General features: G+C 46.8%; 25 protein-coding genes and 1 pseudogene. 3 read left to right on the forward strand and 23 right to left on the reverse strand.

The features are described 5' to 3' along the window. Positions 1–5 precede the first annotated feature (5 nt). The 17 genes and pseudogenes from ROSEINA2194_RS00710 to ROSEINA2194_RS00790 all read right to left on the reverse strand — a co-directional run bounded on the left by ROSEINA2194_RS00710 (position 6) and on the right by ROSEINA2194_RS00790 (position 13,343). Positions 6–398: a PrgI family protein gene (locus ROSEINA2194_RS00710; protein ID WP_002576402.1), complete on the reverse strand. Its 393-nt coding sequence runs from the start codon at positions 396–398 to the stop codon at positions 6–8. 17 nt (positions 399–415) lie between these two features. After that, positions 416–1,282 carry a VirB6/TrbL-like conjugal transfer protein, CD1112 family gene (locus ROSEINA2194_RS00715; protein ID WP_005929916.1) on the reverse strand — a complete coding sequence of 289 codons (867 nt, stop codon included), beginning with the start codon at positions 1,280–1,282 and terminating at the stop codon, positions 416–418. A 306-nt stretch (positions 1,283–1,588) separates the two neighbouring features. Continuing rightward, on the reverse strand, positions 1,589–1,804 hold the full coding sequence (locus ROSEINA2194_RS00720) for a Maff2 family mobile element protein (RefSeq protein ID WP_002576404.1): 216 nt from the start codon (positions 1,802–1,804) through the stop codon (positions 1,589–1,591). Between the two features lie 208 nt (positions 1,805–2,012). After that, positions 2,013–3,769 (reverse strand): annotated as a pseudogene (locus ROSEINA2194_RS19990) (VirD4-like conjugal transfer protein, CD1115 family). After that, positions 3,766–4,248: a PcfB family protein gene (locus ROSEINA2194_RS00735; protein WP_005929980.1), complete on the reverse strand. Its 483-nt coding sequence runs from the start codon at positions 4,246–4,248 to the stop codon at positions 3,766–3,768. The pseudogene ROSEINA2194_RS19990 and the gene ROSEINA2194_RS00735 overlap by 4 nt, the downstream one beginning before the upstream one ends. An 18-nt stretch (positions 4,249–4,266) precedes the next feature. After that, complete coding sequence (locus ROSEINA2194_RS00740) at positions 4,267–4,902, reverse strand: DUF3846 domain-containing protein (RefSeq protein WP_002576407.1); 636 nt, start codon at positions 4,900–4,902, stop codon at positions 4,267–4,269. 10 nt (positions 4,903–4,912) lie between these two features. Further along, positions 4,913–5,419 (reverse strand): hypothetical protein, encoded by a 507-nt coding sequence (locus tag ROSEINA2194_RS00745; protein ID WP_005929984.1) that lies wholly within the window; start codon positions 5,417–5,419, stop codon positions 4,913–4,915. Between the two features lie 13 nt (positions 5,420–5,432). Beyond that, positions 5,433–6,341, reverse strand: a complete 909-nt coding sequence (locus tag ROSEINA2194_RS00750) for a ParB/RepB/Spo0J family partition protein (RefSeq protein ID WP_005929988.1) — start codon at positions 6,339–6,341, stop codon at positions 5,433–5,435. Between the two features lie 75 nt (positions 6,342–6,416). Then, positions 6,417–7,262, reverse strand: a complete 846-nt coding sequence (locus ROSEINA2194_RS00755) for an ATP-binding protein (protein ID WP_005929990.1) — start codon at positions 7,260–7,262, stop codon at positions 6,417–6,419. Next, a complete protein-coding gene (locus tag ROSEINA2194_RS00760; protein WP_005929992.1) occupies positions 7,259–7,933 on the reverse strand; it encodes a helix-turn-helix domain-containing protein in 675 nt (224 codons plus the stop codon). The genes ROSEINA2194_RS00755 and ROSEINA2194_RS00760 overlap by 4 nt, the downstream gene beginning before the upstream one ends. Next, positions 7,914–8,081 carry a hypothetical protein gene (locus ROSEINA2194_RS20775; protein ID WP_002576412.1) on the reverse strand — a complete coding sequence of 56 codons (168 nt, stop codon included), beginning with the start codon at positions 8,079–8,081 and terminating at the stop codon, positions 7,914–7,916. Before ROSEINA2194_RS20775 ends, ROSEINA2194_RS00760 begins: the two co-directional genes overlap by 20 nt. After that, a complete protein-coding gene (locus ROSEINA2194_RS00765; RefSeq protein WP_002576413.1) occupies positions 8,078–8,908 on the reverse strand; it encodes a phage antirepressor Ant in 831 nt (276 codons plus the stop codon). Before ROSEINA2194_RS00765 ends, ROSEINA2194_RS20775 begins: the two co-directional genes overlap by 4 nt. A gap of 357 nt (positions 8,909–9,265) precedes the next feature. Continuing rightward, the gene (locus ROSEINA2194_RS20780; protein ID WP_007882174.1) at positions 9,266–9,490 is read right to left on the reverse strand and encodes a hypothetical protein; all 225 of its coding nucleotides are present in this window, start codon (positions 9,488–9,490) and stop codon (positions 9,266–9,268) included. Then, entirely contained in the window at positions 9,487–10,698 is a 1,212-nt protein-coding gene (locus tag ROSEINA2194_RS00775; protein WP_007882176.1) for a tyrosine-type recombinase/integrase, read from the reverse strand. Before ROSEINA2194_RS00775 ends, ROSEINA2194_RS20780 begins: the two co-directional genes overlap by 4 nt. Positions 10,699–10,845: 147 nt before the next feature. Next, a complete protein-coding gene (locus ROSEINA2194_RS00780) occupies positions 10,846–12,063 on the reverse strand; it encodes a tyrosine-type recombinase/integrase (RefSeq protein ID WP_044926716.1) in 1,218 nt (405 codons plus the stop codon). 87 nt (positions 12,064–12,150) lie between these two features. Beyond that, the gene (locus ROSEINA2194_RS00785; RefSeq protein WP_007882178.1) at positions 12,151–12,378 is read right to left on the reverse strand and encodes a helix-turn-helix domain-containing protein; all 228 of its coding nucleotides are present in this window, start codon (positions 12,376–12,378) and stop codon (positions 12,151–12,153) included. Positions 12,379–12,929: 551 nt separating this feature from the next. After that, positions 12,930–13,343, reverse strand: coding sequence for a sigma-70 family RNA polymerase sigma factor (locus ROSEINA2194_RS00790; RefSeq protein ID WP_015516006.1), 414 nt, complete (start codon positions 13,341–13,343; stop codon positions 12,930–12,932). Between the two features lie 45 nt (positions 13,344–13,388). On the opposite strand from ROSEINA2194_RS00790, the gene ROSEINA2194_RS00795 reads away from it, so the two are divergent. Next, positions 13,389–13,622, forward strand: coding sequence for a hypothetical protein (locus ROSEINA2194_RS00795; RefSeq protein ID WP_044926718.1), 234 nt, complete (start codon positions 13,389–13,391; stop codon positions 13,620–13,622). A gap of 305 nt (positions 13,623–13,927) precedes the next feature. Here ROSEINA2194_RS00795 and ROSEINA2194_RS00800 read toward each other — a convergent pair whose 3' ends face one another. The 5 genes from ROSEINA2194_RS00800 to ROSEINA2194_RS00820 form a co-directional block, all read right to left on the reverse strand. Next, positions 13,928–16,438, reverse strand: coding sequence for an ABC transporter permease (locus tag ROSEINA2194_RS00800; RefSeq protein ID WP_007882181.1), 2,511 nt, complete (start codon positions 16,436–16,438; stop codon positions 13,928–13,930). A 15-nt stretch (positions 16,439–16,453) separates the two neighbouring features. Further along, positions 16,454–17,119 carry an ABC transporter ATP-binding protein gene (locus tag ROSEINA2194_RS00805; RefSeq protein ID WP_005335790.1) on the reverse strand — a complete coding sequence of 222 codons (666 nt, stop codon included), beginning with the start codon at positions 17,117–17,119 and terminating at the stop codon, positions 16,454–16,456. Between the two features lie 141 nt (positions 17,120–17,260). After that, positions 17,261–18,292 (reverse strand): sensor histidine kinase, encoded by a 1,032-nt coding sequence (locus ROSEINA2194_RS00810; protein ID WP_007882187.1) that lies wholly within the window; start codon positions 18,290–18,292, stop codon positions 17,261–17,263. Continuing rightward, entirely contained in the window at positions 18,289–18,972 is a 684-nt protein-coding gene (locus tag ROSEINA2194_RS00815) for a response regulator transcription factor (protein WP_009322000.1), read from the reverse strand. The genes ROSEINA2194_RS00810 and ROSEINA2194_RS00815 overlap by 4 nt, the downstream gene beginning before the upstream one ends. Positions 18,973–19,022: 50 nt before the next feature. After that, positions 19,023–19,202, reverse strand: a complete 180-nt coding sequence (locus ROSEINA2194_RS00820) for a hypothetical protein (RefSeq protein WP_005335797.1) — start codon at positions 19,200–19,202, stop codon at positions 19,023–19,025. Between the two features lie 162 nt (positions 19,203–19,364). Between ROSEINA2194_RS00820 and ROSEINA2194_RS00825 the strand changes: the two genes are divergently transcribed. Then, positions 19,365–19,721, forward strand: a complete 357-nt coding sequence (locus ROSEINA2194_RS00825; RefSeq protein WP_005335798.1) for a helix-turn-helix domain-containing protein — start codon at positions 19,365–19,367, stop codon at positions 19,719–19,721. Between the two features lie 222 nt (positions 19,722–19,943). On the opposite strand, the gene ROSEINA2194_RS00830 is transcribed toward ROSEINA2194_RS00825, so the two are convergent. Then, positions 19,944–21,356: a relaxase/mobilization nuclease domain-containing protein gene (locus ROSEINA2194_RS00830; RefSeq protein ID WP_015516005.1), complete on the reverse strand. Its 1,413-nt coding sequence runs from the start codon at positions 21,354–21,356 to the stop codon at positions 19,944–19,946. Between the two features lie 126 nt (positions 21,357–21,482). Between ROSEINA2194_RS00830 and ROSEINA2194_RS00835 the strand changes: the two genes are divergently transcribed. Then, the coding region (locus tag ROSEINA2194_RS00835; protein WP_007882190.1) for an AlbA family DNA-binding domain-containing protein at positions 21,483–21,809 on the forward strand (327 nt) is incomplete at its 3' end.

Consider the following 21,809-nt stretch of genomic DNA (forward strand, 5'->3'; position numbering starts at 1 on the left):
GCTTTTTATTCTTCGCTGTCAGCTTTTCGAGAATTTTGAACAATGCGATTTACCTCCATTTCCACGTCTGCCTGCTGAACCAGCAGTGCATAGTAATTTTTCGTTTTGTAAGGCCGCGTTTTCGGCCTCTTGAACTTCGCCTCATAGAAATGCTTTGCCACCACTTCCAGCGGCTGACCGTCTTTCTCGTACATGGCAAGAAAGAAGAGCGGCAGCATCACTGCCATCATGCCAAGTGCAGCAAGGCTCAGATTTCCGCTGGATTTGAGCAAAAAGAAAACCGGAACGCCAATCAGCGCACCGGCTCCGAAGCAGAGAATCTGCCGTTTGGTCAGGTTCATAAAGACCTTGGTCTTGACCTTTGAAAGGTCTCGCGGCACAGAAATATAAGATGCCATGAATCATTCCTCCTCTCTTAGTGCGCTGCAAACACGGATTTCGCGAGGCTTCCCGTCTTAAACAGCGTAAATGCCAGCAAAACCGTATAGCCCAAAACGCCCCAAATGCTGCTGATGATGTTATCCGAAAAGGACAGGTTCTGAATCAGAACTGCATAGATGCCTACACAGATCATGATAAGAAAGCCCTGGAATCCCAGTGCAAACAGGGAGCGCAGATAGTTTTGACCGGTATGGCTCTGCTCATGGTTTCCAAAGGTTGCGAACGGAATCGGCGCAAGGCTCACCATGAGATATATTTCCACCATTCGGCCATACACGATGACAAAGATGATAGCCGACAACGCCAGCATCGTGACCTGAACCACAAAGGTCTGCAAATACAGTCCCAGCAGCGGTCCTAAGTCCATGCCTTCCAGCGTGGCCTGCATTGCTGTCAGGGTCGCATCGCTGACGGACGTACTGCCGGAAATCAGCCCGCCGCTTCGGGAGATCACTTGCTGCGCCACATCAAAGACAGCCATCGTGATATTGAATGTGTTCGAGATCAGGGTCACTGCCAGAAAGGTCTTAAAGACCCATTTGAAAAATGTCCATGTCTCGAAATTTGCCAGATTGTTATGCTCAATGAGCATCTGGATCAGCTCATAACAGGCGATGAAAGTCAGCACCATTCCGGCAATGGGCAGGATCACGGATTCCGAGATGTTGCGGATCATAGAAAAAACAGCAGGTGAAAAGTTCGCCGGTGTGGTTCCCACATCGCCTGCGATCTGTCCAACCTGCTGGTTGACCGAATCGAACATCCCTGAAAGATTTCCCATGATACCGCTGATGATCATGCTCTTGAGCCAATCTGTGATCTGTTCAAGGATACTCTGCATGAGCCGCCTCCTTCCTTACGCAAACACGCCGAACAGCTTCGCCATCCGGGACAGAAGCATGAACAGCTGAGAGAAAAGAGACAGTGCCGATGCAGTTGTAGTAAGAAACGCCATAGATTTGTCCTCCTGTAACTTGTCCGGCCTATCCGCCGGTGCGATTCTAAACTGCGGTTCTGCGCCATACTTCCAACATGTGCACCTGCCAGAGAGCGCAGAAAATAGCCAGCTGCGGAGATTGCCTGCACCTGACTATGTAACAGGCAGCTTTCGCCGCCCGGCCGGAATCTTCGCTCCGACAGCTTTTGCTTAACCGAACAGACCGGAAAGCAGCGGCACCAGAGTCGTACCGATCAGTGCCACGCCGCCGCCAGCCATCAGCTGTTTCATACCCTGGGATTTGGCACCGGGGTTGTCGTTGCCGTAGCCCTCCAGCAGGTTGATGGCTCCCCAGATGCCGAGACCGGCACCCAGTGCGATGACAAGAGTCTGAAGAACGGTTACTGCGCTGTTGAAAAATGCCATAAATGTGTACCTCCTTGTACGATGCGCCCTTGCGGGCTAATGAATAGTGATTTTCCATCTGCATGTGCACCTGCAAATGGGCAAACATATAGCCAGGTCTCCAATCCCAATCAGAAACCTGGCTATGTAAAGAGGCGGCAGCTCGCCGCCCCTTATCTTATTCTGTTACCAGCAGCGTACCCATGACATCTTCGTCACCGGAACAAACTTATTTGGCATGATCTGCATCAACTACTTCGTACTTATCACCGGGCTTGAGCTTCAGCCGATGATCGAGAAACGTCTCGATGCTGAACGTGTTTTTCTTATCAGCACCGGCAGTGAGCTTGTAGTTCGGATGCTGGGTCAGATCGTATTTATCTGACTTGAACGGTCTGACACCGCGCAGCTGCAAAATGCACTTTCCGCCATCCAGCACAGCCAGTTCATCCACCGAAGCCAGGTCATGCCCAACCTTTTGGTAATTGGTGCCGTAAGATGGGCTGTTGCCTCTGGTATCGGAAGTGTTGTACAGATCAATCGTTTCTTTTCCCAATGCCTGATTCAGCTCTTTCAGCGTAGTCGGCTCCGAACCGCCAAGGAAAATACGAGAATCCATATTGCCGATGATGGTATCGGCATTGTCCTTGTAGATTGCCTTCAACTGGCTCTGTGCCTGAAGTACCAGACATGCCGAGATTTCTCTTGATCGGATGGTGGCTACCAGCTTTTCCAGATTTGGAATCTGACCAATGTTCGCACACTCATCAATCAGGCAGCGCACATGCACCGGCAATCTGCCCCCGTAAATATCATCCGCTTTCTCGCACAGCAGGTTAAACAGCTGTGTATAGATCATCGAAATCAGGAAATTAAAAGTCGGGTCTGTATCGCTCATAATGAGGAACAGAGCCGTTTTCTTATCTCCCACCGTATCCAGCGACAGCTCATCGTACATGGTGATATCGCGGACTTCCTCAATATCGAAGGGAGCCAGACGTGCACCGCAGCTCACCAGAATCGACTTTAAGGTCTTGCCCGCCGCCAGCTTGAACTTGGCATATTGGCGGACAGCAAAGTGGTTCGGTTTTTCTTTTTCAGAGCTTCAAACATCTGATCCACTGGATTCTGAAAGGTTTCATCATCCTCGCGCACTTCCATCGCGTTCAGAAATTCAATCAGCGTTGCAAAGTTCTGCTCTTCCAGCGGTGCCTCATAATGGATATAACCAATCAAAGCACAATACAGCAAGGTCTCTGCCTTCGTCCAGAATTCGTCACCGGCCTTGCCGTCCCCTTTAGTGTTGGCAATGAGGGTTGTGGTCAGCTTCAAAATATCCTTTTCGCTGTGAATATACGCGAAGGGATTATAATGCATCGACTTTCTGAAATTGATAGTATTGAAAATCCGGATACTGTATCCGTTCTTCAAAAGGGCTTGGCCGCAGTCGATTACGATATCACCTTTCGGGTCAGTGACCACGTAGGAACTGTGACATTGTAAAAGGTTGGGTTTAAGCCAAAATCTCGTCTTACCGCTGCCGGAACCGCCGACCACAAGCACATTTTTGTTTCTGGCATTTGCCGGATTCTTCGGGCGATTGCCCATCATCAGCCGCTCCGTCCGGGTCAGAATCACATTGTTTGCAAACACTGGATCTTCAAACGGTTCGATGTCTTTCTGCGTACCCCACCGGGCAGAGCCATACTCCATACCATGACGATATTTCTTGGCATTTTTGCCTTTCAGATACACAGCAAGCCGCAGACCCGCTCCGCAGCACACACCAATCAGCAAATCCAGCGGATGCAGACTTGGCATCGGGTTGGAAAATGCTGCACCCAGGGCAGAAAGAAAGCCGAGGAGCTTTTCAGACATGTCTGCGCCCTCGGCAATTCTCCACGCTTCTCCCAGATTGGTACATACAAGACCGGCAATGAAGTACGGCAGGTTCAGGATCAGCAGCTTCTTGGTCTTATTACTCATAGATCACGCTCCTGACTTTTGTGACGAACCTTATCCGGCAGAATTGCAGCCACCAGTTCTTTGAGCTTGTTAAGCTGCTCCAGAACACTCGGTTTTTCCTTTGCTTTCAGCTTGCGGTTGGTGAATTCCTCAAAAGCGGAAGTCAGTGCATCCGCATCCTTCGCCTTAAAGAACACCGTGTACTTGGGTGGAATCACATTTTGGTCTTTCGTAATGGCATAATCCACACCGTATTTCCGCGCCACCTGTTCAAAGCCTTTCAAATCCGTTTTCTCAATGGGGATACTGCTGACTCCCTGATTCTGACCGATCAGTTCTTTGATGCTCTGCTTTCCAAGCGGCATCTGCGCTGATTTCTGAGCCGCCTTTGCCTGATGGTGCCGTTTCCACGCATTATAGCCATTCACGATAGTGCGAAATGTCAGTTTCGTGGTACTGATTGCCAGATTGACGGTACGATTTTCAACTTCTTCCTGCATGAATCTCCGCCTCCTTCCTTACAAACTGTCCCGGTCCGGTGCCGGTTTACTCTTTTCTTGGGGCTTTGCAGCCTTTTCCTCCATCTTCTTCACCATGTCATCCGGAACCGGAATCGCCATGATGCTGCGCCCCATACGAACGAACATCTGGGGCTGATGGAACTGCTCCTCAAATTTCTGCATCTGCTCCGAAGTCAGAGAACCAAAGTCATCCTCTGTCAGCCCTACCACCAGAAAATCACCGGCATAAATGTCCTGCATATCCCCGTCTTCGGTGTAAATCGCACGGTTCAGCGGCAGACCATTGATTTTGCCGGATTCATTCAGAATAATGGCCACTTCATCCTCAAATGGATAGGTGACTTCAATATCGCCGCCGACCATGGCCTGCAAATCTTCCAGCTCCGTGCCAACACTGATTTTCTTCGGATAGGCATTGGGCTGTACCAGCAGCACATCCATTGTCCTGGTCTCTGCCAATTCATGTTCTCCCACGGTCTTGAAATCCACACCGGTGAAATCGCCGGAATCCAGAACATAGTCCTGATTGTTCCACGCCTGCGTCACCATGCGTTCCGCATCTTCCTGTGAGGCAGCTTCCACGGAAACCTTTCTCTGGAGAGTCTCTGTAATCTCCACATCAAATTTCTTCATAGGCACCTCCTTAGATCAGGCGCAGTGCCGGAACCAACTCGCCGCCAATGGAAACCACCGTCAGGTTCTCGTTCACATAGTCGATGGTGCGTTCCAGCGTAAACAGATTGATGCTGCATTCGTTGCCGTTCTGGTCGATTTCCGAAACCTCCGCAGCTCCCAACAGATAGCGGGTTCTGTCAGTCTCGATCACATCGCTCTTATCATAATGGAGAAGCAGTTCCCCATCTGCCACCAGATCAGCCTCCATCTCATCGTAAACATCCTCAAAGATGTCTCGACTGCCATCCTCGGTCAGGAGTTCGCCGCCAGCCCCCGGCAGGATCACCATCACAATGCGCTCCTTCGGGTGATCTTCACGGATTGCCTCCAGCATCAGCCAGTTATGAAGCATCGCAATGGACTTCTCAAACATGGGATCATCCATCGGATTGGGCTGCGATGCACCGTGCGGGCAGTTCTTGCAATCCATGCTGCACACTGCGTTGTTCTGATTCTTCTTAAAGTTCATCATCATAAAAATCTCCTTCTCATCGTTCCATATCTCGTTGTTTACTTCGCTGCCATTTTTCCAGCAGCCGGATAATCGTGTCCTGCATCTGCTTCGGCGTATAGGATTTCGGGAAATACTTCCGAAGAACCTCGTTTTTAATCGTCACATGGTCAAGCTCATCCTTTTTGATTTCATTCATCACTTCACACATGGCATCCAACGTGCAGCCGCCCTCCTGTGAGAGCTTCTTCAGCCGCTGTGCCTGCGACAGGGATGGAGATGCCTGTGCATAGTCCATTGCCTCCAGAAATTCCTTCTGTTCAGACGGTTTCAGGTAAGACAACTCCACCGCCGGATTAAAGGCGATTTTCTTCTCATCCACCATATCCAAAATTTCAGGAATCAGGTTGGTAAGGCGGATATAGCGTTTAACCGTATCCTTACTCATTCCAACAGCTTCACCAATAATCTCCGTAGACAACTTCGGTGCAAATTGCTCCGAAGTCAAATCTTTTCTCTGACCCTGATGTTTCATCGCCTCCAACTTCATCTTGTAGGAAAACGCTCTCTCGCTGGGAAGAATATTCTCCCGCTGCAAGTTGCTGTCCACCATAAAGATGATTGCTGCATCATCGTCCATTTCCTTGACGATGACCGGCACAGTCTCCAAACCTGCCAGCTGCGCCGCATGAAGTCTGCGGTGTCCTGAAAGAATTTCAAATCCGCCTTCCGGGTCAGGTCGGACAATCAGTGGTGATACCACACCGATCTGCTTGATGCTCTCTACGGTCTGTTCCATCAGCTCGTCATCCAGCACCTTAAAGGGATGCCCTTCAAAAGGATGCAGGTCAGAAAGCGGCATCTCCGTCCGCTTCTCCTTAGCCGCAGCGTCGGCAGCTGAGCCACTGCGGTTTTCTGTTGTAATACTGGTTTTTGCTTTTGCCATTCAGCTTCTTAACCTCCTTCCAGCGGTGATAGATGTCATTCTTACCTGCGAAAAACGCCTTTTTTGCCTTGCACTTCATAGATCAAGTACCTCCTTAACGACCTGCTGTTTTTCTTTTCCAATGCTCTTTCTGCGGTCCTCTCCGCTGATTCGCACCGGCGTACACATTTCCAGAATCCTGCTGTAAATCCGGGCGTATGCCACATCCTGCGGATTGCGGATTTCTGCAATTTTCAGATTGGTTGTGATAATGACCGGAAGCCCGGACTTATACCGCTCATCAATGACAGCGTAGACCTGCTCCAGCGCATATTCGGTGCTGCGCTCAATTCCCAGATCATCCAGAATCAGCAAAGAATAGTTGGAAAACGAAGCGATATACCGGTATCGTTCTTCCGAATACATGGCACCCATCTGGTTCAGGATTTTGGAGAAGTTCGTCATCAAAACCGGAATGCCCTGATCCAGCAGCGCATTTGCTATACATGCCGCCACAAAGGACTTTCCGGTTCCGACATCTCCCCATAACAAAAGGCCAAGGTTTTCAGCCTTGACCTTTTTCCACTGCTCCACATAACGTTTTGCCATCTGGATGTCCTTGTTGTCTTCTGCAACGCCAAAATTCCATTCCAGAAGATGCTTTTCCTGAATCCCAGTTGCTTTCAGCTGCCTGATTTTACGCTGCCGCTCCACCAGTTCATCCTGGCGTTTCTTTTCCGCCATCGCTTCCTGCTGGCATCTGCAAAGGCAGGGAACAATCTTGTCTCTGCCCCAGAGCTTTACCCTGCACTGCACCGGAGTATGACAGTTCCGGCAATACAGCAGTCCGTCCACGCCCTGGTATTCCTGCTCTCCGGGTTCTTTCGGCGTAAAGAGCGAATCCAACGCCGCATTCAATACTTCAGGCACCATGTCGCTCATAGGCTGTCTCCTTCCTCAAATGTGTAGTCTGCCGGGTTATACTTCGGCTTTTCTCTCTTTGCCCAGCTCCGGATTGTGGCAAGGTGATTTTTGTAGCTCCTGCCGGTGGAAGCCATATACTCAGAGAGCCGTTCCACTCGCATCTGATAATCTCCTGGGAACTCCTGCCGGAGCTTGCCGTATTCCGTGTCAGAAAGAAGGACATTTTCGTATGAGCCATACCGGTGTTGGATTTCCTTCTTCTCTCTTTTATTGATTGTTTTAGTACTTGTTCTATTAGTACTTAATTGCGCGGGATTTTCCGTAACCGGTGTGTCCGTATCCGGATTTACCGCATACGGCTTTTCCGTACACGGTGATTCCGAACACGGCTTTTTCCTTGGCATCTCATAAATCACATACTCCGCTCTGCCCATCCGACCGTTACTCTCACGCTGCTGGTTCCTTTCCAGATACCCAAGACGCTCCAGCTCCTTCAGAGCCGTAAGCACTCCATCTACGCCATCCGGCGTAATCGAAGATAACCCCCGTACCGAATAGTTCCATGTGTCCGGTAAACTAAGCAGCATGGAGAGAAGTCCTTTTCCTTTCAGGCTGAGACCCTGATCCCGCAGGTGGTAATTGCACATCGTTGTGTAATTGCTGTTTTTCTCAACCCTGAATACCGGCATGGTGCTCACCATCCTTTTTCGCAGGCTCCGTTTTTTTCTTCGGACATTTGCGCGGACGATCTTCGCTGTCCTCCCGTCGATGGTATTTGCCGGTATCCTGCATCATGCGTTCAAACGCCTGAAGGCGTCCCTCTGTAAAAAGCGTCATTCGATCACACCCCATTTCTTAAACAACTTAAAGAGATGATTCTTTCCCTTGCAGGTCACTCTCGTCTGCTGCACCAGTTTTCCACTTCTGCCGTAGCAATCCCGGACAATAAAATAGCCCCTTGCAGATTTGTCTGCAAAAGGCATCAGCCAGCCGCTTGGACTGCGGTACAGATAGCGGTGATCCAGTAAGAGAGCTACTGCCGTCTTCTCTGGGATTCCGATTTCCTTACAGAAATTCCGGATGCAGGTGCAATCTTCCGAATTTACAAAGGTGTCGAAGTAGTCTGCCTTGGGCTGTGCCGCATCCAGCTGTTTGCGGATACCCTCAAGCTGCTCTCTCTCGGCTACAAGCTCCTGTGCCAGTGTGTAGATGACCTCCGGATGCTGAATCACCTGATCCAAAATGGAATCGCTCATATACACACCATGCTTGCGAATGGACGGGAGAACTTCATCAAACACCCAGTGTTCAAATCGTTCTGCCGATGGCAGCTTGCTGTGAACGATCAGCCGGTAAACATCGCCTTCTGTGATAAAGGAGATTTCAACGACCTGCTCTCCAGCATCTCCATACTGATTCACCTTCTGAACGACCCCCTCGCGTTTCGTTAGGGGGCCTCTGCAATGGCGTTTCACTGCGGCGTAGGGATTCACATACCCCAACGCTTTCGCCACATCGCTTGCACAGAAGAAGGTCTTGCCCGCCTCTTGCAACACGCGGATCGAACCAAACTCCTGGTTCTCAAACACCTCCATCATCTGCCTTGACTGTCCGCCATGACTGCCCACATCGGTGTCATGGGTCTTCTGATTGAAATCCGTCATACCTGTTACCTCCTGCTCAAATTTGTCTCGCCGGATTTCGGGCGAAAAAAATAGAGCCTCGACCCATTCTCGTTTTCAAAGAATGAGCCAAGGCTCTATGTAACAGGATACCTGATATTAAATTTTTGCAGAATTCGTCAGAACTCGCCAAACGAACCTGACACTGTTTTTCATTCCGTTTCAGCCGGATTTTTGCCGAAAATCTGTCAAGGATATGGGGCTAATTTCCCCTCCAAAATGGCCTTCTGTAAACCCATTTTCCCACCCATTAGGCTCAAAAATAGGCCGTAAACCCATGGTAAACCCATCAAAATGGGTTAATTTGAAGTCAAATTTCCTCAAATTTCACCATCGGAATCAGGCGATTTCAGGCATAGAAAAAGCCCGGAAAATGGCGTATTCGGCTTTTTTAGCATTATTAAGCTGTAGATTATCGCTTGCTGAACTGCGGTGCGCGACGAGCGGCTTTGAGGCCGTACTGCGCGAGTTTTTGAGCTGTTTTCCCTTGATACTCCGGGCTTTTCCGGCTTTCTGCCTCTCAGTTATCCGGTGTGCGGACCATAAAAAACGGTCTTTTTTCATTCAGCAATAGCCTGCTGAAACGCACCATTTACTACCCCAAACAGCTCCTCTGGTTTATTGTACTTCACTTTTGCATAGATGTCCATAGTTGTTTTGCTGTTTTCGTGTCCGGCAAGGTATTGGACGGTCTTTGGATCAACACCAGCATAGAGAAGATTGGTAATGTAAGTGTGCCGCAGCTGATGCGGGGTTACATCAAAGTCCAGCGTATATCTGATTTTGGGTTGATTTTTCTGGGTCATGCCCAGCGTTGGGGTAACCGTGTATTTGATGCTCTGCCCATTCACATACTTATAATAGTTCCGGGGCTTAGTGGAGCGGACAACGACATACTGCCACACTCTTTGAAACTGCGAAGCAGCCAGCGGCTCCCCTTTGCTGTCAGCAATCACATAATCTGATATGGAATTTTCTTTCGTTTCTCTCAGACAATCCACCAAACACTTCGGTATCGGAATATCCCTTTTTGCCGCCGGAGTCTTTAGCACCGTAGAAATCACGGGTCTGTTATGCTCTGTACGCCATGCCCGCCTCACCGATAGATAAGGTGTATCCTCGTCCAGAAATACACAATCCCATTGCAGTGCAAGAATTTCTTCCCGACGCAGACCGGAATACAAACCGAGCATAATAAACAAATATGGAGGAAGTCCCTTGACTGTATCCAGAAGCACGGCTACCTGCTGATCTGTCAATGCTTCCTTCTTTTTTGTCGGTTTTCCGCCTTTACCGGATATTCCCGCACAGGGATTGTGTTCAAGAATTTGATTTCTCTCTGCCGCATAAAAAATGCACTTGAGTAGCATATTGACCTTATTGTATAAGCCTTCCGATTTCTTTGACAATGGAACAAGCGCCAGCCGAATATCGTCAGCAGTCACTTCTTCCATATACATCTCTCCCAGAGGTTTGATGATATAGTTTGTCATATCCCTCGTATAACCTCTGAGTGTAGACGCAGACACCTTTGCCGACTGCATCAGCAGCCACTTCTCGCCATACTCGGCTACTGTCGGATGCTGCCGGTGAAAGATAATTTCTTCCACCTGCTTCCGGGCCTCTAACTGCTTCTCATACAATTCTTCACAAGTTGCGGCATACAAACTCAACTCTTTGCCATCTGCATCCGTAATCCTGGTTCTGTAATACTGGATTCCTTTCAATGTAATGGTCCCGTACTTCGGGATCTGTGTTTTCTTTTTTGCCATCTTTGATCGTCCTTTCTTGATAATGTGTAGTCTCCGTATCTACACTCTCTTTTTATCAGAAAGCCCCGATTTAATCAAAGATACGGCTGAGGTAAAACAAAGAGCGAGACATCCTTGCCTCGCTCCTTCTTCATTTCCTATTTGTTATTACTGTGCTGCATCCCAGCTTGCAAACGCACAGTTCATTGATCTGACCAGCTCATCTGGTCTGTTGTACTTAACCTTTGCATAAATGTCCATGGTAATCTTGCTGCTTTCATGGCCTGCCAGGTATTGAACCGTTTTGGGATCTACCGATGCATGAATGAGATTGGTAATGTAAGTATGCCGCAGCTGATGGGGTGTTACTTCAAAGTCCAGACTGTAAACCACTTTTCCGTTATGAGCAGCCTTTTCTCCCAAGACAGGTGTGACAGTATGCTTTACTCTTTTTCCATCTTCATACCGATAATAGCTCCGCTCCTTGACCGTCCTCGTAACAATATACTGCCAAAGTCGCTTAAACTGCGTGTAGGACAGCGGTTCGCCATCCCGGTTTGAAACCACGTACTCCGAAGTCGAAGTTTCCTTTGCTGCTTTCAAACACTCAGCCAAGCAAACAGGAAGGGGGATATTTCTCTCCGCAGCCTTGGTTTTCAATTCATCCGAAATCACCGGTCTGTTGTGTTCTGTATGCCATGCCCGCCTTACCGTCAGATATGGAGTATCCGTATCCAGATATACTGAATCCCATTGCAGAGCAAGAATTTCTTCCCGGCGCAGACCCGCATACAAACCAATCATGACAAAGACATAAGGCGGCAAATCTCGGATAGCATCCAAAAGTCGCTCCACCTGTTCATCTGTCAAAGCCTGACGCTCCTCTTGAGGAACACCGCCACCTTTTGTTGTCAGATAAATCGTTGGGTTATGGTCAATGATCCTGCTTTCCATCGCTGCGCGAAAGATAGACTTGTAAAGGATCACCACAGATTTATAAACCGATGCAGATTTCTTGGAAACCGGAACAAGGGCAAGTTGAATATCATCCAGACTAACCTCTCCCATCCGTTTATCTCCCAATTCCGCTATAATATGCCGCCTGACCTTTGAGGTGTAATCCGTCAAGGTAGTGGCTCGTACATGAACCGACTGCATCAGCAGCCACTTTTCACAATACTCTGCAACTGTGGGCGTTTTCCGATGAAAAGTAGCATTCTCAATCTGTTCCAACGCAAGCGTTTCTTTGTTATATAGTTCTTCAGGTGTTTTTGCGTAGATAGCTACGAGCTTACCATTCGCGTCTTTGATTCTGGTCCTATAATATAGGACACCTCTTTTCATGACTGTGCCATATTGAGGAAGTATTATTTTTCTATTTGCCAATTCCTCCACCTCCTAAGAATAATCTCCAGCGCTGTACCTTTGTTTTATCAGACCTCTCTGATTCCATCAAGGATACGGACCGGCTCACTATCTTCCGCTTCGAGGTTTACGGTAAGTTGCGCTTCTCTCAACTGGTTTTGCTCTGTGCGTGCATTTTGCGATATACTCCTGGAGACCTGCCGCAGTAAAATACACACAGCCATTCTGAACATACTGCACATAAGAGATCAAGCCGTTGTTACGGGCGGCATCCAGCGTTGCTATGCTGATTCCTAAGATTTCAGCAGCTTCTTTTCGTGTAATGAGCTTTTCCATAGACTATATTCCCTCCAATCTGTCAAGGTTATCATCGTGCTTTCAAAATCACATGAATACGCTGGCAGCCGAAACTGCCAGCGCATGGTATCTGATTTTGAATAGAAAGCGGCCACCCAAAAGAGCAGTCGCTTCCTATTTCAATATGACTCAATTCTCGTCACATTTGCCACGCAACCCTGACGATGGGAACATAACAGGTCTCCGCTGGCGCGGTTGTCATAACTCCGCGGCGTCGTTTTACTCGTGCGCCGCAGGGTTCCCCCCAAGTCTTTGGCGGGCCGTGAGGAAGTATCTTTAAGCCCCCATGCAGTCATCGCGCCGAATCTGCCACAATCCGTTTTATGAAATCGTAGATCGCTCCGAAGCAGTTCTTTCATCACCTCCCTGACTGCTCCATCTTCGCGGCGTTTCATATTCGCTCGTACATGGGTTATGTACCTGTTGTGCTGTCTATTCGATTGTCAATGTACTGATGAAGGAGGAAAACTTGTCCTTCTTATTAACACTGACAAAAAAGGCAAAAAACAGGCGTATCAAATGAAATTTTATCAAAAATATTTTACAAGCTGCTTTAATCCACGGCGGATACTGTCTCGGACACGGCTTGGGTCTACACCTTCTACTTCGGCAATTTTATTTACCGTCATTCCCAGATAGTATCGGGCATAAATCCTCTTTGCCTGTTTCTCCGGCAGCTTCATCACAGCGGCATAGACCTGCTCCTGAAACTGTTTTTCCTCCAGAACCATCTCCGGTGTCTGCGGCTTCAACAACACCGCATTTTCAATGCCATTCTCGCAATCCAGAGAATACTGTGCTTTATAACGATACATCTTTCGCTCATACGCAGCCTCCGCACGTTCAGCTGCTCGAATAGTCTCCATTACTTCCTCTGTCACATCTACAAAAAAGTCTGTTGTATAAACATCAGGATAAAGTTCCCGAAGGTTAATTTTCTTCATTATGTACCTCCATTTCGATTCACGGGTGATTGACGGGTGAATCGAATGGAGGTGGAGACCGACACCGGCAGACAACCGGGTCATCTCCGAAAAAACGGCAACAAAAAACGCCAGATTTCCGTGGGGGAAAACTGGCGCGCCAAGAACAGCCATTATTATACCGAATTACATAGAACGATAATGCCGATACAATATTATACTTGCCCGGAGGAGGAGCAATGCTTTTTTTTAACTGATGTAGATCATGTGAGCTTTGAAAAAGCAAACGGGACACGGTAAATTAACCTCCAATCGGCTACCGTGTCCCTGCAAGTCGTCATTGGTTTGTGCAATCGCAAAGAAACGGCGGCTCTGAAAATCAAAGCCGCCGTTTCAAATGGGCGTGTTGATAGGCTGCTGTACGACGGCTTTTTTTCTTTTGCCGTCGTGCGGCAGCTTGTTCCTTTTGCGCTTATCTTAACAAGCAATCCTCACAGAAATGTCACTGACACACGCTGTTTCGACAGAATAATGGGCTGAAATCTCACGAACCTGTGAGATTTGAAAAACCGGGAGAATAATCTCCCGGTTTTCATCGCAAATATTTAATTCTGCCGCAGTCTCTCTACAACGCTTTGCTTAACATTTTGCATGAAAGTTATGACGGGGGTTGCCAAGCAGACCAGCAAAACAATAGCTGCGACAACCAACAGAGAAATTACAGGATAGTGAAAAGCTGCATAAGGAACCATTCTTCTAAAGGCTGAGTATATTGGAATATATATCGCTGTTCCCAGTGTGGCAAGCAGTAGGAAAGAAATACTCCAATAATACACGCCTTCCCAAAGCAATACATTTCTAATTTGCTTTTTCGTCATTCCTATACTTTCAAGTGTTGCAAATTCATGTTTCCGAGTATTTACACTAACAACCATTGTGTTAATGAAATTCATAATTCCTATCAGCAAAAATACAGCGGACAACCCTGCGGCTATAATCCTTGAGGTCAGCAAATATCCGGCCATTTCTTGCTGCTTTTCATATCGTGACAGAATCGTAATGCCCGGTGACGAAGCAGTAATGGATTGAAGCTGCTCCATAATCCCTTTGTCATAACTGCTATCAATCGTATCAAAAGCAATCCGAAAGATTTTGGTTTCTCCAGACAACTTCTCTATTGCCTGCTTACTGATATACAAATCAGGGGCAGTACCTCTCTCATTTCCTCGACCACTCTGAAAATCAGCGTCCAGAAAGCCAGTTGCCACTGTAAAGACCTGTTCCCCGGACTCACCGACAACGGTGATTGCTTGCCCTGGCTGAATCAATAGGTTTCCCTCATCATCCGTCATAGCGGACAAAACCACCAACTCTCCCTTTTCAAAGGCGGTTAAGTCAATAGGCTTATCAAGCGTTTTATTAAGTTCTTCGATATATCTGGAATCTATTCCGTAAACGCCGCTCCAAAAATTATCTGTATAGTTTTTTCGTGTTTCCGCATTTGAAAAATCAAGACCTGATACGCCATCCAAGGAATCAATATATTTCCCGAATACATTTTCGTCGTAAATGACATCCATAGTGGGCCACGGTGAAGCAGAATAAGTGACGCGCAGATTTTCAATTCCCTGCATTGTTTCAATTTGCTGCAACATTTCATCAGAGAGCAGGTTTCCTTCTTCGGAAATGCTGTAAGTCAATGCGAAATCACTTTCTCCCCATTGATTTACAAAATTGTCGGGACTTAGGCTTGATAGTAGACCAGCAGAAACCAAAAACAATATTAAGCCTAAAAATAAGGACGCAAAAGTAAGGAAAGCGCTTTTAGGGTTTCTAAAAATATTATCTCGTGCCATCCGAGATAATTTTGTTCTATGGCTCTTATGATCTCGGTAACTCCTTGTATTTGCCTCCGTATAGCGTGAAGCCGCAACAGGAGAAATACTTGCAGCTATTTTCGCTGGTTTCATGCTGCCGATGATTGCAGTAAAAAATGTGAAGATTGCGGCACCCGCAAAAATAATGGGGGAAAAGGACACTATCTCCCCAAGGTCTGTATCGCTTGAGTACATCATATTCATGGCAAACGGAACAAGTCCAAGCGAAACAATACCACCGACAATCAGGCCGCTGGGAATACCGATCACCGCCGTTCTGAATATTTGAGAACGCACGATCCGCTTGATTTGTCTTTTTGTCGTGCCTATCGTTTTAAGCTGTCCATAGAATTGTGTATCTCTTGAAATTGAGATATACAGAATGTTATAAATCAGCAAATAGCCGCTGATAATGATAAAGACGATAATAGCAGCCAGTGGAAGAACAATGGTGGCGGAATTGCTCTGAGCAATAGGTACAATTTCAAAGGACTGACTTTCTGTAAACGAAATCTTCCGTTTTAGTTTTTCACAGGATCGCAGGGCATTACTGTCATCAGAAAAAGAAATCATTGCGGTAGACACACTATCAAAGGGAAGCCCTGTTTGTGTTGCAAAAAGCTCCGAAACATAAGCGGCACCACGGTTGCCTGCACGTGAAGCCGAATAATCTGTATAATAGCCCGACAAAACAAATTCATCGGAGATATATTGATAATCTGTTCCGAGTTGATAGGAAAGGGAAATATTCATCCCTATCTGTGGATCATCAATCCCCATTGCACGCAAAGCCCATGTAGGTAGCATAATTTCATTTTTTGCTTGCGGATAATCTCCGTGTATATCCGAAATTGTTGGTACACGGTGTTCTTGCCATTCTGTTTCGTCTATCCAAGTAATACTCAGCAGGGCATCGTCCATTCCAGATGTATCAATGCTGCCCAATCTCTGACTGACACCAACTACGGATACCAAGCTGGATCGGCTCAATTCTTCATATTGTTCTTCTGAGAGACTTGTAATTGCCACATCCGCAGTCGTGCCCATCGCACGAATTTGCTGCATTTGATAGGTTTCAAAATAACTGCACCCCAAACTAAATACAGATGTAATCATAAAGGCGGTCAAGAATAATGCGATGGTAACGAAAACATTTCTCTGCTTATTAGCGCGGTAGCTTCTTTTGGCAAGACGATTGATTGTTGCCTGATTATTGTTCCCAAATAAAATATCATCCATCAATGTCACCCCCTGTCACTGTGCGATTTTTCCGTCCTCAATACGGATAATTCGGTCGGCAAGCTGGGCAATTTCATTGTTATGGGTAATCATTACAAGCGTTTGATGGAACTTCTGACTTGTAACTTTCAGCAAACCAAGAACATCACTACTTGTCCGGCTATCCAAATTGCCTGTCGGTTCATCTGCAAGTATAATAGCTGGTTTGGAAACAAGGGCGCGGGCAATCGCTACACGCTGCTGCTGGCCGCCGGACAGATTGTTAGGCATACTGTTCAGCTTCCCATCGAGAGCCAGCATTTTCACTACTTCATCCATAAACCGCTTGTCCACAGTATCACCATCCAGCTCCACCGGCAGGACAATATTTTCATAGACATTCAGCACAGGAACAAGATTGTAATTCTGAAAGATAAACCCGATGTTACGTCTGCGGAAGATGGTAAGCTGTTCATCCTTGAGTTTCGATAATTCTTTCCCTTTTACTTTAATACTGCCGGAAGTTGGCGTATCTAACCCGCCCATCATGTTCAGCAAAGTAGACTTACCGCTGCCGGAAGTACCAACAATGGCAACAAATTCACCTTCCTCAATGGATAGGGTCACGCCATCCAATGCTTTTGTAATGTTCGGTTCGGTGCCGTAATATTTCTTCAAATCTGTCGTTTGTAATATGTTCATATAGAACACCACCCTTTCTTTTTGATGGCTCTATCATAAAAGGTAAACCTCACAGAAATGTCACGGGAAACAAAATACCTCTGTTTAATTAAATCTCAAATGTCATAGGTCTGTGACATTTTGTTTTTTAGCGTACTTATTTTATTGTCGAGGCAGAAAGACGGAAAAAGTTGAACCCCTCCCAACCTCGGATGTTACCCGGATATAACCGCCTTGCAAGGTTACGATCTCACGAGCCAGATATAGACCAATACCAATTCCATCTACATCATGTACGATGTCCTCTCGATAGAAACGCTTGAAAATTGCTCCCTGATGCTGTTCTGAAATGCCAATGCCTGTATCTGCAATGTCGATTTTCACATACATTTCCCAACTTTCAACCGAAACACGGATTTGACCGCCCTCCGGCGTATATTTCACCGCATTGTCCAAAATATTGAACAATGCTTCACCTGTCCATTTTCTGTCATGGGAAACGACCAAGTTCTCCGGGCAGTCCACTTGAACATTGATCTGTTTTTTCTCGGCGTTCAGAAGAATACCGCCCAATGCGGCGGCAAGCGTGTCATAAAGCGGCTGGCTTTTCTTTTCCAGAGAAATGACACCTGCTTCCAGACGAGAGGTTTTAATCATCATCTGCATGAGAAAATCCAGTTTATCAAGTTGGCTGGCCTGTGCTGTAAGAAACTCTTTTTGCTTTTGCACAGGGACTTCATTTTCAAGCAGGGTGCTGTTAATCATTTTCAAGTTCGCAATCGGGGTCTTGACCTGATGAGAAATGTCGGAAATCAGTTCTTGCAGGTCAGCCCGTTCTTGTGCAATGCTGTTCTTGTTTTCCTGCATGACTTCATATAAACGGTTCAGCCGATATTCAATTTTATAGAAAAGACTTTCTTCTTCAATAATCTGTTTCGGCTGCATATTCCCGGACAACATATTATCTATCAGACTACAAAAGCTATCGGAGAACATTGCCAGTTTACGCCGAACCAGCACCATAAAACAAACAGCGCAAAGCAGCACAAAGATGCCGAACAATACTACATACCAGACAGCGGTTATATTCTGAGTTAGCCCATACAAAGCTGCTGAAACCGTCCCCATTGCCACCAGCAGGAGAACAGCTAAAAAGAGACAGGCTTTGTTGACAGAGAGTTTTCGCCCATTCATTTCAGCACCCCTCCAATCCACATATAACCCATACCATATACCGTTTTGATGTACTGACGGTCGGGTGTTTCAATTTTGTTTCGTACCCGGCTGATAGCCGCAGTCAGAGCGTGTTCATCCACGAAATTTCCGTCTGCGTCCCACAATTTTTCCAACAAGACTTGCCGGGTCAAAACAATCTGTGGATTTTTCATCAGAATTTTCAAAAGTCGATATTCCAGTGGTGTGAATGTAAGTGGCTTTCCTGATAGAGTAGCACTCATTTCTGAAAAATTGATGGTCAGTATGTCATCCTCATAAGTATCACCACCATATTGTTTTGTCAGCCTCCCTAGCACTACCGCCAGTTTCTTTTGAAAGACACTCATAGGGAAAGGTTTTGTCACATAATCTTCTGCACCCAGCTCATACCCTTTGAGCATATCGCTTTCCATATCATTTGCGGTCAGAAAGATAATAGCGGTATCGGGACGGCGTTCTTTTACCTCCCGGCAGAAGTCAAAACCGTTCCCATCCGGCAAATTTACATCCAGCACAATTAGGTCATAGTCCTGCTCTGTCAAGAAACTACCGGCCGCTGATTTTGTCAGCGCAGAATCCACCGCATAGCCCGCAGTATTCAAGTTATAGCATAAAGTATTATTCAAAAGTCGATCATCCTCGACTACTAAAATTCGCATGGTATCACACTCCTTCATTTTCAGTGTATCACCCAAATGTCACAGAAACCTCACTGAGATTTGTTTTCTTTTCTCCGCCTGTCTACTGGCTTCTCTGCATTTTTAGGAATAAGCCAAATCGTCGCCATTTTTACAGCACCGGGGATGCGCCCAGATGTACACAAATAATTTATCTGGCGCGGCGTAACATTCCATTTTTGGCTTGCCTCTTTTAATGTTATGTAGTCCATTTTGCACCTCCTAAAATATTATATTTCGTCTTCTCGAAGAATACAAGTTTATCCCTACCTATTACTCTACAAAAATCAGCATAATCTTACCGTTCATCAGGCATAATTAGGTTATTCCTTTGCACAAACCAGAACGATACAATGTTATTGAGGTGAACGATTATGCCGATTGATGATTTAACTGCTTTAGGGCAGAAAATGCGGGAAGCCCGAAAGAATAAAGAGCTAACACAACAGGAGCTATCTGATTTGAGCCATGTTTCTGTAAAGCAAATCGCCAATATCGAAAAGGGGAAAATGAATCCTTCTTATTTGATTTTGAGAGCATTGGCCAAGGTCCTGCATATCTCTTTAGATACACTTATAAATCCAGATGTTTCTCTGGAGGATGAAGGTGTCAATCAGATGAAAATGCTTTATTCCAGCTGTCCGCCAGAAATGCGTGACACCCTGCTGCATCACACCCAGGAAACGGTGAAAGAACTGACAGAGTTGTCAAAAAAATTTGAAACGAATTGAGCCAGTGAGTGAAATTTAACGATTCTCTCACTGGTTCTTTTCATTTTCGGAGAAAAGAGGCAAGCAATGCCTGTGTTAATACACACAGGCCCGCAGAGAAGAAAATCCCTCCGTGATTTTCCTCTCCGCTTGCTTGTTGAGGGCAGCGCCCCCAAGCCCCTTTGAACACAGAATTTCATTCTGTGGCTGCGCGTTCTGCGAACGCTTTTGACCAGGACCAGCTTACCGCTGGCCGTGGTCTTTTTCTTTTTCAACATCCTGTTCTACCTCCATTTTCAGCACTCGATCTACATTTGCTTTTGCAGTCAAAAGCTCCCTCATTTCTTCACGGGAGCGCCGATACTCGGAATAAGTCTTTTTCTTTTCTTCCAGCAATTTTGCGTACTCTGTCTGTAACTCTTTGACCTTTGGCAGCTTCTTGACGCCCATCTCATCAAAGGCATTCTTAGCAGCCTGGTGGAGCAGGATTTCTTCCTCATGTGCCTCCCGGAATTTCTTAGAGTAGCCCGCCTTGCGGTATGCCACATAGACCTCACGGGTCTTGGCATAATTTACGATGTGAGTACGCAGAACAGCAATCTCTGCCATGCGCTTTTCAGCCGCTTTGATGTGCGCCGAAAGTTCATTGTGATGTGCCGTGGCAGCCGCAGCCTTTTCTTCCAAAACCGCATACTCCAGCAGTTTATTCTCTGACAGGTAATTCATGGTCTGCGCCATTTGCTTCAGATTGAAAACTTTAGCCCATCGCGCATAGCCAGCACCTTTTCCAGCCTGCAATTTTGCCTGAATGTCCACCAGCAGATTGACCTTCGGCGGCTCTGCCTGTGTGACTGTTTTCTTTCGCGGGGTATGTGCTTTCTTCCCTAAGAGAACTGCCCGCAAATCTTCCAATCCATATCCTTCGCCCAGACTGTCCATGCGGGCGGCTTTCTCCCAACCAGAGAGTTTCAGTCGATACGATTTTCCGCGCTTTGAGACTTCACAACCATATTCTCGCAACAGCTTCAGCAGTTCTTCAAAGTCAGCAGGACTTTGTGATAATGCGTTGTCAATCGCCACACGAAGCAGCTCTCGGTGAGATGGATTTGCCTGATCGCCCAGCCATTTGTTATAGCTCTTTCCGTGAAGTTTCGGATTCTCTACAATGGACAGTCCATTCTCAATACAGATGGTGTCACTTAGCCGACGAACCGCCTTGGTGCTGCCCCAAAAGTTTCGGAACTTCCGGTCATATTCTAAGCTGACCGATGACCAGATAATGTGATTATGAATGTGCGACTTGTCTATGTGAGTGCAGACCACAAAGGCATGATTGCCTTTAGTAAAACGCTTTGCAAATTCTACGCCCAGCCGGTTTGCTTCTTCCTGGGTAATCTCACCAGGGCGGAAGGACTGGCGCACATGATAGGCAATCACATCATCTGTACCACGCACTCGTCCGGTAGCGGCAATGTACTGCCGCTTTGCCAGAAGGAACTCCGCATCCGCAGTCCGGCTGTCACACGCATAGCCGGTAATGAGCCTGCCGTTATCTGTTTTCTTTGGATTGGCCACATAGTCGATGATGTCACTGATTGCCCGACTCTCTGTGCGGCCTTTGCCGACATGAAGCGGCATGATTCTTGTAGTTGCCATAATAGAAGGTCCTCCTCTCATAAATATTTTTGTTTTCGCTGAACTCTTTGCTTCTATCGTTGCAATAACTTTCTCCGCTGGGTATAATAAAAAAGAATATTCTACAACCTCAAAGGAGGGATTTCTATGATAGAACAGCTCATTGCTGAAGCAACCGAATGTGATTTCAAAGTTGCTCTCGAAACAAAAAAGCCAAAAAGCTGGTTAAAAAGTGTCAGTGCCTTTTCCAATGGAATCGGCGGCACTCTGTTTTTCGGAGTCTCCGATGACCGGGAGCCTATCGGCTTGTCCGATGTTCAAAAGGATGCTGAAGCGATCAGCCGCTTAATCAAAGAACGTATCACACCATTACCTCAGTTTATCTTAAAACCATTACAGGAAGATGGTAAAAATCTATTAGCTCTGGAGGTTTCTCCCGGCCGCAGCACCCCATATTATTACAAGGCAGACGGA

Source organism: Roseburia inulinivorans DSM 16841 (assembly GCF_000174195.1).
In the GTDB taxonomy this organism is placed as follows: Bacteria; Bacillota; Clostridia; order Lachnospirales; family Lachnospiraceae; genus Roseburia; species Roseburia inulinivorans.

Bases quoted from the DNA above. Each gene is read 5' to 3' on its own strand.
- ROSEINA2194_RS00805 (WP_005335790.1), bottom strand. From the start codon at position 17,119: ATGAACATATTACAAACGACAGATTTGAAGAAATATTACGGCACCGAA.
- ROSEINA2194_RS00740 (WP_002576407.1), bottom strand. From the start codon at position 4,902: ATGAAGAAATTTGATGTGGAGATTACAGAGACTCTCCAGAGAAAGGTT.
- ROSEINA2194_RS00800 (WP_007882181.1), bottom strand. From the start codon at position 16,438: ATGGATGATATTTTATTTGGGAACAATAATCAGGCAACAATCAATCGT.
- ROSEINA2194_RS00820 (WP_005335797.1), bottom strand. From the start codon at position 19,202: ATGGACTACATAACATTAAAAGAGGCAAGCCAAAAATGGAATGTTACG.
- ROSEINA2194_RS00715 (WP_005929916.1), bottom strand. From the start codon at position 1,282: ATGCAGAGTATCCTTGAACAGATCACAGATTGGCTCAAGAGCATGATC.
- ROSEINA2194_RS00760 (WP_005929992.1), bottom strand. From the start codon at position 7,933: ATGCCGGTATTCAGGGTTGAGAAAAACAGCAATTACACAACGATGTGC.
- ROSEINA2194_RS20775 (WP_002576412.1), bottom strand. From the start codon at position 8,081: ATGACGCTTTTTACAGAGGGACGCCTTCAGGCGTTTGAACGCATGATG.
- ROSEINA2194_RS00815 (WP_009322000.1), bottom strand. From the start codon at position 18,972: ATGCGAATTTTAGTAGTCGAGGATGATCGACTTTTGAATAATACTTTA.
- ROSEINA2194_RS00795 (WP_044926718.1), top strand. From the start codon at position 13,389: ATGGAGGTGGAGACCGACACCGGCAGACAACCGGGTCATCTCCGAAAA.
- ROSEINA2194_RS00755 (WP_005929990.1), bottom strand. From the start codon at position 7,262: ATGAGCGACATGGTGCCTGAAGTATTGAATGCGGCGTTGGATTCGCTC.
- ROSEINA2194_RS00830 (WP_015516005.1), bottom strand. From the start codon at position 21,356: ATGGCAACTACAAGAATCATGCCGCTTCATGTCGGCAAAGGCCGCACA.
- ROSEINA2194_RS00790 (WP_015516006.1), bottom strand. From the start codon at position 13,343: ATGAAGAAAATTAACCTTCGGGAACTTTATCCTGATGTTTATACAACA.
- ROSEINA2194_RS00720 (WP_002576404.1), bottom strand. From the start codon at position 1,804: ATGGCATTTTTCAACAGCGCAGTAACCGTTCTTCAGACTCTTGTCATC.
- ROSEINA2194_RS00775 (WP_007882176.1), bottom strand. From the start codon at position 10,698: ATGGCAAAAAAGAAAACACAGATCCCGAAGTACGGGACCATTACATTG.
- ROSEINA2194_RS00710 (WP_002576402.1), bottom strand. From the start codon at position 398: ATGGCATCTTATATTTCTGTGCCGCGAGACCTTTCAAAGGTCAAGACC.
- ROSEINA2194_RS00750 (WP_005929988.1), bottom strand. From the start codon at position 6,341: ATGGCAAAAGCAAAAACCAGTATTACAACAGAAAACCGCAGTGGCTCA.
- ROSEINA2194_RS00765 (WP_002576413.1), bottom strand. From the start codon at position 8,908: ATGACGGATTTCAATCAGAAGACCCATGACACCGATGTGGGCAGTCAT.
- ROSEINA2194_RS00810 (WP_007882187.1), bottom strand. From the start codon at position 18,292: ATGAATGGGCGAAAACTCTCTGTCAACAAAGCCTGTCTCTTTTTAGCT.
- ROSEINA2194_RS00825 (WP_005335798.1), top strand. From the start codon at position 19,365: ATGCCGATTGATGATTTAACTGCTTTAGGGCAGAAAATGCGGGAAGCC.
- ROSEINA2194_RS00735 (WP_005929980.1), bottom strand. From the start codon at position 4,248: ATGCAGGAAGAAGTTGAAAATCGTACCGTCAATCTGGCAATCAGTACC.
- ROSEINA2194_RS00745 (WP_005929984.1), bottom strand. From the start codon at position 5,419: ATGATGATGAACTTTAAGAAGAATCAGAACAACGCAGTGTGCAGCATG.
- ROSEINA2194_RS20780 (WP_007882174.1), bottom strand. From the start codon at position 9,490: ATGAAAAAAGACCGTTTTTTATGGTCCGCACACCGGATAACTGAGAGG.
- ROSEINA2194_RS00785 (WP_007882178.1), bottom strand. From the start codon at position 12,378: ATGGAAAAGCTCATTACACGAAAAGAAGCTGCTGAAATCTTAGGAATC.